The following is a 6,522-nucleotide window of genomic DNA, read 5'->3' as shown; positions in this document are numbered from 1 at the left end:
GACATCCGCTATCCCAAGGGAACGGTCACCTCGATCCTGGAGTGCCCGCAGTGCGAGCGGACGGTGCTGGTGCACCAGGTGACGCAGCGGACCTGAGGGGGACCCGACAGCAAGAATCGTCGAGCTTGACGTGCGCGCCTCCGGGCGCGCATGTCAAGCTCTTCCCATGGACAAGCCGACCCTGACGGTTGCGATCGCCCCTCGCTCGATCGTCATTGCGATCGCCCTCTTCCTGCTGCTCGTCGCCCTCAAGACCTTCCCGCTCGTCTTCGGTCTGGTGCTGGTCTCCATGGTGGTCGCCTCGGCCCTGGAGCCGCCGGTTCGTTTCCTGATCTCGCGGCGCTTCCCGCGCCCGGCCGCCATCGCCACGGTCTTCCTCGGCCTCTTCGCCGTGCTCGCCCTGGTGTTCCTGCTGGTGCTGCCCGTGGTGCTCGAGCAGGCGCGGGCCTTCGTCGCCAACTTCCCGAGCTACGTGGCCATGGGCCAGGAATGGTTTTCGCGCGTCAGTCGCCTCTACGCGTCGCGGGCGGGGCAGTTGCCGGATCTCTCGGGGATCGTCATCCAGGCGAGCGCATGGCTCTCCCAGCGCCTGGGGGGGTGGCTCCAGGCGGGCCTCTCCATCACCCTGCAGATCGCTGCCGGGATGGCCGGCCTGGCGATGGTGCTCCTGAGCGCCTTCTTCCTGCTGCTGCAGGGCCCCGAGCTGGGGCGCGGGTTCCTGGCACTCTTCCCCGCGCGGCACCGGGCGCTGATCGAGGCCCAGTTCCAGCCGGTGATCGATCGCCTGGGGGCGTACGTGCGGGGCCAGCTGATGAGCATGTCCGCGCTCGCGGCCATGCTCGCCCTGGGGCTCTCGCTGGTCGGCCTGCCGTACGCGTGGCTCATCGCGCTGGTCTCGGGGGTCCTCGAGATCGTGCCCTATCTCGGTTTCTTGACCGGCGTCGCCCTGGCCACCCTGGTGGGGGTCAGCGTCTCCTGGAAGGTCATGCTCCTGGCGTGGGTGGTGTACGCCATCGCCAACCTCGTCCAGGGCAACGTGCTGGGGCCGTTCATCATGGCCCGCACGGTGGAGGTCCCGCCGCTGCTCGTCATCTACGCGGTGCTCGTCGGCAGCCAGCTCCTGGGGCTGGTGGGGGCGGTCATCGCCGTGCCCATGACCGCCATGGTCCTCGTGCTGGTCCAGAACCTCTACGTGCCGGTCATGGACCGGCAGACGGACGCGGAGGCGCCCCCCGGCCCGGGGGGCGCCTCCGCGACGGGACCCTAGAGGCTCAGGGGGGTGGTGCGGCTGCGGCGCTCGCCGATCTTGCGGCGGTAGTGATCCGCCAGGTTCTCGACCTTGAGATCGAACAGGGCCTTGAGGGCCGAGGCGTGGCGCTGCTGCTGGGGCAGGGTCATGCGCTTGAGCTCGGTGGTCGGCTGGTGGAGGATCTTGTTGACCAGCGCCTGGGTCATGTCCTCGATCATCGCCTGCTGCTCGGGGGTGAAGGCCTCGGTGTGCTTGCCCCAGAAGCGAGCGAGCTCGGTCTCGCGCAGCGACCCGATCCGGGTGCGCAGCGAGGTGATCATGGGGGTGAGCCGGTAGTTCTTGACCCAGGTCTGGAACTCGGAGATCTCGTGGTCGAGGATGGCCACGACCTCGTCGACGATGCCGGCGCGCTCGGCGCGGTTGCGCGTCGCGACCGAGTGAAGGTCGTCGATGTCGAACAGCTCGACGCCAGGCACGTTGCGCAGCTCGGGGTCGAGGTTGCGCGGCACCGAGATGTCGATGAACACGACGGGGCGCTCCGTGCTGCGCTCGCGCAGCCGGCCCGCCACGTCCGAGGCCGAGAGGATGTAGTGCGGAGCCCCGGTGCAGCAGATCACCACGTCGGCGTGGATCAAGGTGGCCGCCATGTCGATCCAGGGGATCGCCTCGCCGCCGACCTTGAGCGCGAGTTGCTCGGCCGATTCCATGGTGCGGTTGGAGACCACGACCCGGCCGATGCCGTAGCCGCCGAGCAGCTTGGCGGCGAGCTCGCTCATCTTGCCGGCGCCCAAGAGCAGCACCGTGGCCCCCTTGAGGTCGCCCAGGGTGTGGCGGGCGAGCTCGACCGCGGCGCTGGAGACCGAGACGGCCCCGCGGGCGATGTCGGTCTCGGAGCGGGCGCGCTTGCCCGCGGTGACCGCCGCGCGGAAGAGGCGATCGAGGATGATCCCGGCCCCGCCGTGCTCCAGGGACGTCGCGTAGGCGTCCTTGACCTGGCTGAGGATCTGGCCCTCGCCGAGCACCAGGCTCTCCAGGCCGGCGGCCACGCGGAAGAGGTGAGTGATGGCCTCGGAGTCGGAGAGGAACTCGGCGTACGCCTCGAGCACGCCGCGCGAGAGGCCGGTCTCGTCCTCCATGAAGGACAGCAGAGCTTCCTTGCCGTCCTCGAGCGACTCGACGACGGTGTAGATCTCGGCGCGGTTGCAGGTCGAGAGGATGACCGTCTCGAGGACCTCGGAGTGCTGCAACAAATTCGCGTAGGTCTCGGGAAGCTTGCTTCCCGACATGGCCGCGCGCTCTCGGACTTCGACCGGGGTCGCGTGGTGGCTCAGGCCGAGCATCAGGACGTGCATCGTGGGCTGGAACTCCTCAAGCCGATCGGCCATCTCGGGGCATTGCATCACACAGGAATCGGCTCATCTCTTGAAATTATAACCGACCGGATGCGGGCCCGCGCAATCGTGGGAAAACGATTCGGTAAAGATTTCTTGATCCTGGGGCGCTTGTCTCGATGATACGTCGTCGGGCGTTCGGCGCAATCGGTAGTTTCCCCTTATACCGCCGTTCGCCCCCGCGCGGTACCCTTCAGGGCAGCGGCGGCGCCGGTTTTGCCGCCCGCCTTGCCCCCGGATGGATCCGCAGCGTAGAATTGACGGAATGCCCACCGGAGCACCGATCCGGATCCCCCTCGGAGAACCCTGCCGGGCTTGGCGCCTGTCACGCCGCAGCTCGCCGCCCGGCCGCTAATAAGGATTCCCATGTCGACCACAGCCCCCCCCTCCAGCGAGACCCCCGTGCCGCCTGCCGCCAATTCCTTCTGGCCCTCGTTCGTCAAGTTCTGGGCCTCGGTCAAGCTTGGCATCGTCCTGATCCTTGCGATCGCGCTGGCTGCCATCATCGGCACCATCGTGCCCCAGGGAGACCCCGCGGCCATCGAGGCTCTCAAGATGAGCGCCGGCGCCAAGGCCGTGCTGCGCGCCATCGGGGCCCACAACGTCTACTACTCGGGCTGGTTCCTGAGCCTCTTGGCCCTGTTCTTCCTGAACCTCTGGGTCTCGACGCTGACGGTCGTCATTCCCCGTCTCAAGGTGGGGCTGCGCAAGCCGCCCGAGGTGGCCTTCTCCGCCCAGGAGCGCCACCACGACAACAAGGTCCTCTTGCCGGCGCAGGGCGTCGAGGATCTGGCCCGGGTCCTCAAGGCCCACGGCTACCGCGTCTATCCGAGCAAGAGCGGCGGGGTGGTCGCCCACAAGGGGCGCTGGTCCCGCTTCGCGCCTCTGGTGACCCACATCGGCCTCTTCGGCATCCTGCTGGGCGGCCTCGTGAGCGGCCTGGCCGTTTTCAAGGCCCAGGTCCCCCTCTTCCCCGGCGAGATCATCCCTGCCGCCCAGATCGTCGAGAAGTTCTCCTCGGTGCGCGGCCCGCTGACGCGCGCCAACCACGACTGGAGCCTTCGTCTCGACAAGTTCTGGATGGACTACTACGACGAGACGCGCGTCAAGCAGTTCTACAGCGAGCTATCGGTCATCAAGAACGGCGCGGTCGTCCAGACCAAGCGGATCTGGGTCAACGAGCCCTTCGTCTACGACGGGGTCTGGTTCTACCAGTCCTTCTGGGGCGTCGGCGGTGCCAACATCAGCATCGACGGCAAGCCCACGACCGTCGAGATGCAGAACGGCCAGAGCATCGGCCTCGATGGCTCCCTCTCCAAGCTGGTGCCCCTGGGCGCGGAAAAGTACTTCTTCTACCTGAGATCCGAGAAGGCGCCGCTCATGCTCATGCGCTTCAAGGACGGCGCGCGCCCCGAGCCGGTGGCGGCGATCCCCATGGGCGGCGATGAGCGCGTGGGCGGCATGACCCTCCACTACGAGGGACCGCGCTTCTACAGCGGCATCCAGACCAAGGCCGACCCCGGCATCCCCCTCGTCTACACCGGCTTCGTCATCCTCACCATCGGCACGGCGCTCGCCTTCTTCAGCCTGCGCCAGGTCTGGGTCAACCCCACCAAGGACGGCGGCTTCCTGCTCTCGGGCAAGGCCAACCGCGGCCACTACGTCTTCAGTCAGGAACTCGTCCGCATCGCGCTCAAACTCGGTGCCAAGGCCGAGGCCAAGGCTTAGGAGCTACACCATATGAACAACCTCATGCAGCTCGAGGAGCTCTTCATCACCATCCTCTTCTGGTCCGTACTCGCCAGCTCCGTCCTGTTCATGGTCGAGAATATCGGCAAGCAGGTCTGGGCCCGCTGGGTCGGGGCCGCGGGCATGGGAGTGGGGCTCATCTGCGCCACCGTCTCGATGGTCCTGCGCTACGTCTACGCGGGCTACGCCCCGCTCTCGAACCTGTTCGAGTCCCTGGTCTTCCTCATCTTCGGCATGCTCGCGATCTACCTGGTCGTTCACTTCACGCTCAAGCCCAAGGTCTTCGGGGTGGTTGCCGCGCCCTTGACCATGCTGCTCATCGGCTTCGCCTCGGTCCTGCCCGCGCGGATCAAGGACGCCCATCCCTTGATGCCCGCGCTCCAGAGCTACTGGCTCAAGATCCACGTGAGCCTGATGCTGATCTCGTACGCAGCCTTCTTGCTCGCGTTCGCGGCGGCGGTGATCTACCTCTTCCTGTACTACGGCAAGGGCAAGAAGGAGAACCATGGCGGCGGCGCCTCGGGCGGCGGCATGCTCGTCCTCGAGGGCGGGCCGACCGTGGAAGGCAAGCTCTCCGCGCAGATGCTCTTCCTCGATGACCTGACCTACCGCCTGACCCTGGTGGGCTTCCCCGTGCTGGCCATCGGTATCATCACCGGCGGCATGTGGGCCAATCACGCCTGGGGCACCTACTGGAGCTGGGACCCCAAGGAGACCTGGGCCCTCATCACGTGGCTGGTCTACGCCGGCTACCTGCACGCCCGCTTGACCCGCGACTGGCGCGATCATCGGGCCGCCTGGATGTCGGTGGTCGGCTTCGTGTCGGTGCTGGTCACTTACCTGGGGGTCAACTACCTGGCCCAGGGTCTGCACACTTACGGCAGCCTGCTTTAATCCCGATCGCTTCCAGCGGGCGCGCCGAATTCGGCGCGCCCGTTGTGCGCGCGATCTCTTGCGCCGCGCTTGGGCGGTCGTGTACGTTTGTCATGTCGCCCGTTTCTTGCGTTTCGAGGTCCGGATGTCAGTTTCTTCCCGCACCAGCCCCGCTGCAGACGACATCGCCTTCGAGGTCCTGATCCTCAAGCAGTTGGTGGCGCCGCACAGTCCCCTCTGGAAGCGCGAGGCGCTACCCAGGCGCTACGCCGAGGCGTTGCGCTCCTTCGGGCTCTGGGAGACGCCTGTGCGCGAGGCGCCTGCGCGCCGCGTCACGAGCACCTGGAAGGCCGCCGCGCTGGCGGGGATGATCTCGGCAGCGCCGCTCTCCACCCTGCCCGCATGGGCCGAAGCCCAGTTGCGGGTCGGCCTGAGCGTCATCGACGCCCGCACCGGCAAGCCGCTCGCCGGCGCCCGGGTCGTGGGCGAGCGCGGCGAGTTGGTTGGCGTGACGGGGGCCGATGGCCGCCTCATGCTGATGGTGCCGTCCGGGGCGACCGATCGCTTCGTCATCGAGAAACCTGGCTACCGCTCGTTCTCGATCGTGCGGACCCAGCTGCGCGACAGCAACCTGATCGCCATGCTGCCGACCCCGGGCCAGGCACCGATCGCGCAGGCGACGACGACCCCCAGGCCCGTCCCCAAGGCGACGGCGGCCCCCAAGGTCGTCCTGAAGCCGACGGCGGCCCCCAAGGTCGTCCTGAAGCCGACGGCGACCCCCAAGGTCGTCATGAAGCCGACGGAGATGCCCAAGCCCGTCTCGAGGCCGACGGTGACGCCTCACCCTGTGCCCACCATCGACGAGACGCCCGCACCGGTGGTGTCGCCCGCGCCCGCAGCCAGGCCCGCGGTCAAGCCCGCAGCGCGCAGGACCTACGTGGTGCGCCGCGGCGACTCGCTGTGGCTGATCGCCAAGCACCAGATGGGAGACGCGACCCGCTGGGGGGTGCTGTTCGAAATCAATCAGCCGCCGCTCAAGCGAGCTGAGCTGCTTCGGCCCGGCATGGTGCTGCAGATCCCGGTCCTTTCCGAGCGCCCCTCGGCGGGCTGGGTGACCGTGCGCCATGGGGATTCGCTGTGGCGCCTGGCCGAGCGTGAGTACGGTCGCGGCGACAGGTGGAAGGCGATCTACCGCTCCAACCGCTCGCGCATCGGGAACCCGCACTGGATTCAGCCCGGCGCTCGCCTCTGGGTGCCCCG

5 protein-coding genes are annotated in these 6,522 nt (G+C 67.7%); 4 read left to right on the top strand and 1 reads right to left on the bottom strand.

The features are described from left to right. Positions 1-166: 166 nt before the first annotated feature. Entirely contained in the window at positions 167-1,267 is a 1,101-nt protein-coding gene (locus V6D00_00820; protein HEY9897697.1) for an AI-2E family transporter, read from the top strand. On the opposite strand, the gene hemA is transcribed toward V6D00_00820, so the two are convergent. Beyond that, the gene (gene hemA / locus V6D00_00815; GenBank protein HEY9897696.1) at positions 1,264-2,634 is read right to left on the bottom strand and encodes a glutamyl-tRNA reductase; all 1,371 of its coding nucleotides are present in this window, start codon (positions 2,632-2,634) and stop codon (positions 1,264-1,266) included. The two genes, V6D00_00820 and hemA, sit on opposite strands and share 4 nt — an antisense overlap. 372 nt (positions 2,635-3,006) lie before the next feature. On the opposite strand from hemA, the gene V6D00_00810 reads away from it, so the two are divergent. The 3 genes from V6D00_00810 to V6D00_00800 form a co-directional block, all read left to right on the top strand. After that, a complete protein-coding gene (locus V6D00_00810; GenBank protein ID HEY9897695.1) occupies positions 3,007-4,368 on the top strand; it encodes a cytochrome c biogenesis protein ResB in 1,362 nt (453 codons plus the stop codon). A 12-nt stretch (positions 4,369-4,380) separates the two neighbouring features. Then, positions 4,381-5,283 (top strand): c-type cytochrome biogenesis protein CcsB, encoded by a 903-nt coding sequence (ccsB, locus tag V6D00_00805; protein HEY9897694.1) that lies wholly within the window; start codon positions 4,381-4,383, stop codon positions 5,281-5,283. Positions 5,284-5,407: 124 nt separating this feature from the next. Further along, on the top strand, positions 5,408-6,522 hold a 1,115-nt coding region (locus V6D00_00800), incomplete at its 3' end, for a LysM peptidoglycan-binding domain-containing protein (protein HEY9897693.1).

Origin of the sequence: Pantanalinema sp., assembly GCA_036704125.1 — a bacterium.
Taxonomy (GTDB): domain Bacteria; phylum Cyanobacteriota; class Sericytochromatia; order S15B-MN24; family UBA4093; genus JAGIBK01.
Note: the sequence above shows the minus strand (reverse complement) of the source record. Positions and strands in the feature narration are given on the sequence as shown.